The following is a 2,714-nucleotide window of genomic DNA, read 5'->3' as shown; positions in this document are numbered from 1 at the left end:
AAAAGGTCCCATCAGACTCCCCTGAGATATTTTTTCTGTAAATATCCCGGAATATCGGCATCACGGCCGGACACAATGCAGAGGAGCACAATGAGACTACGGGTCGGAATAATCGGCGCAGGCCCCAGCGGACTGGCGCAATTGCGCGCCTTTGAAGCTGCGCGAAAACTCGGTGCGGAAATCCCTGATATCACCTGCTTCGAAAAGCAGGCAGAGTGGGGCGGACAGTGGAATTACAGCTGGCGTACAGGACTCGACGAGAGTGGTGAGCCCGTTCACGGCAGTATGTATCGCTTGGTGTCAAGCGGTGGTAGCAACATTGTCGTTGAGTAGTTTGGTAAAGACTTCTCGTGGGGTGAGGTAGCCGAGAGTGGCTCGGGGCCGGTCGTTGAGCTCGTCAGCGATGGCGTCGAGGTAGGGCTGGTGGCTGGTGATCTCGATGCCTTTGGGCAGATACTCGCGGATCAACCCGTTGGTGTTCTCGTTCGACCCGCGTTCCCACGGCGAGTGGGGGTGCGCGAAGTACACGGGCAGGTCCGTGGCCACGGTGAGCTGGGCGTGGCGGGCCATCTCCGTGCCTTGGTCCCAGGTCAAAGAGCCGCGCATCAGCGCCGGCAGGTCATTAACCCGGTCGATGAACACATCCGCCAGGCCGGTAGCCTTTTTCCCCTCCGGTAGGCCCAGCATGATCAGGAACCGGCTCGAGCGCTCCACCAGGGTAGCCACCGCGCTCTTGCCCGCCCGACCGATCACCAGATCCCCTTCCCACGACCCCGGGACCCGCCGGTCCGCAGCAGTCTCCGGGCGGTCATCGATGCTGACCATCCCGATGATCCGCCCACCGGTGCGCTCACCCACAGGTTTACGACGCTTCCTGACGGTGCGCTTGGACTGCAGCAGGATCGCCTCCCGAGCCAACTCGCCCTTGGGCATCGCGTAGATCCACTGGTAGATCGCTTCATGGGACACGGTCCGGCCTTGCGCGTCGGGGGATTTGATCATGGTCTCCACGGTGGAGTCCCGAGCCTCTAAGTGCAAACGGCCCGCGATCTGACGCGGTGTCCTGGACCTGAGCAGGTCCGCTTTCACCCGGACCATCAGAACCAGGTCCGCGTCGATCTTGCGGACTTGCGGACGCTTCCTGCGGTCTTCAGCCTTGCAGTCTGCGGCCACGGGTTTGTAGCCGCGGGTCTTCGTGGAGTTCCGGCGCCGTTCTCGCCACACGATCGTATGGTCACGGCCTATCTCCACCCCAATCTGACGGTCCGTGTGTCCTGCCCGGATCCCTACAGCGATGTCCGCCCGATCAGAAAACGTCAACACCCTGCGGCCCACCAGCAGCTCCCTCATTCGATTATGTTGTTGCTACGAGGCTATGACACCAAGTCGTCACCTTTGGTCCAATGGCCCCAAAAGAATGCCTTGAATTCTCGGATTACACCTTTGATGAGCATTTTGGCCACCCTATATCTTCATTTCCACCGCGCGCTGTACTTTTTGATTACATAAAAGGGCGGGTTGAAAAAAGCGATGTCAGACAGTATGTGCAGTTCAATACCGTTGCACGCTGGGTGAATTACAGCGACGACAGTGGTGAGTTCACGGTGATCGTTGCGGATGTCACCTCGGGAACAACATCACGTCATGTCTTCGATCGCCTGGTAGTGGCCAGTGGGCATTTTTCCACCCCGAATGTGCCCGAGTTTGCCGGGATCGACTCGTTTCCCGGCACACTGCTGCACGCCCACGATTTCCGCGGCGCCGAGGGGCTAGTGTAGCGTGTCGTTGATTCCTTTGGGGCTGATTGTTTGTCAGACTTGCGGCTCGTGTAGTCAACGCCAGGTATCAGCAGTTGGCTGATCACTACTCAACGGGAATCGTTCCGGCCCGGGTACGCAAGCCCCGCGACAAAGCCGCCGTCGAATCAGCGGTGCATGTGGTCAACAAGCGTGTGATCGGTTACCTGGTTGAAGAAGTCTGGACCACCGTCGATGACCTCAACTCCGCGATCACGGAACGGCTCGTCGAGATCAATGAGCAGATCCGGCGTGCTGATGGCACCACTCGGTGGGAACGGTTCGCCGCGGAGGAGGCACACCTGCTGCAGCCGCTTCCCGCCGAAGGGTTCGAGACTGTGGAGTGGAAGCAACTGAAGGTCGGACGGAATTACCACATCAGTTGTGACTCGCAGCATTACTCGGTGCCCTACACGTACGCCGGGCAGCTGCTACGCGTGCGGGTCACCTCCACAATGGTGACGATCTTCGATGCAGATCAGATCCTCTGCCAACACGTCCGCAGGCAAGGCCGGAAGGGACAGTATTCCACCGACGTGATCCATGCCCCCAAGCGGCATCAGAACATCGACGGCCTGTGGTCGAAGCAATGGTTCCTGGATCGGGCCCGGGGGTTCAGGGGTGTCAAATAGTCTGTGTAAGCGGTCTTCTTGAGACGAAGGAGTTTCATTGTGAGCATGACCGAGACCGATGGAAAGAACATAGGGATCGCGCCGGACTCGGTGCCTGCTGCGCGGGCACTGCGTAAGGAGTTGTTTTCCGATGAAGTGATCGATCGGCTGATGTCGCGGGTCGATGAGGACGGTGTGTCTCTGACGGGCGTCGGTGGATTCCTGCCGGAGTTGGTCAAGGCGGTCCTTGAGCGCGGGATGGGCGCTGAGCTGACCTCTCACCTCGGATATGAGCGCGGTGACCGGG

3 protein-coding genes and 1 pseudogene are annotated in these 2,714 nt (G+C 59.5%); 3 read left to right on the top strand and 1 reads right to left on the bottom strand.

The features are described from left to right. Positions 1-300: 300 nt before the first annotated feature. On the bottom strand, positions 301-1,350 hold the full coding sequence (locus tag Y703_RS0102355) for an IS30 family transposase (RefSeq protein ID WP_173400598.1): 1,050 nt from the start codon (positions 1,348-1,350) through the stop codon (positions 301-303). 53 nt (positions 1,351-1,403) lie between these two features. Between Y703_RS0102355 and Y703_RS21260 the strand changes: the two genes are divergently transcribed. The 3 genes and pseudogenes from Y703_RS21260 to Y703_RS22870 all read left to right on the top strand — a co-directional run. After that, a complete protein-coding gene (locus tag Y703_RS21260) occupies positions 1,404-1,778 on the top strand; it encodes an NAD(P)/FAD-dependent oxidoreductase (protein WP_253907906.1) in 375 nt (124 codons plus the stop codon). A 74-nt stretch (positions 1,779-1,852) separates the two neighbouring features. Then, positions 1,853-2,428 (top strand): Mu transposase domain-containing protein, encoded by a 576-nt coding sequence (locus Y703_RS0102345; protein ID WP_026551433.1) that lies wholly within the window; start codon positions 1,853-1,855, stop codon positions 2,426-2,428. Between the two features lie 135 nt (positions 2,429-2,563). After that, positions 2,564-2,714 (top strand): annotated as a pseudogene (locus tag Y703_RS22870) (IS256 family transposase); the annotation flags it as partial.

Origin of the sequence: Arthrobacter sp. H20 (assembly GCF_000520515.1) — a bacterium.
Taxonomy (GTDB): Bacteria; Actinomycetota; Actinomycetes; order Actinomycetales; family Micrococcaceae; genus Arthrobacter_D.
This window is presented reverse-complemented; position numbering and strand designations above follow the sequence as displayed.

What these genes read in the sequence shown, in the direction of transcription:
- Y703_RS0102355 (WP_173400598.1), bottom strand. Translation starts at nt 1,350, where the DNA reads ATGAGGGAGCTGCTGGTGGGCCGCAGGGTGTTGACGTTTTCTGATCGG.
- Y703_RS21260 (WP_253907906.1), top strand. Translation starts at nt 1,404, where the DNA reads ATGGCCCCAAAAGAATGCCTTGAATTCTCGGATTACACCTTTGATGAG.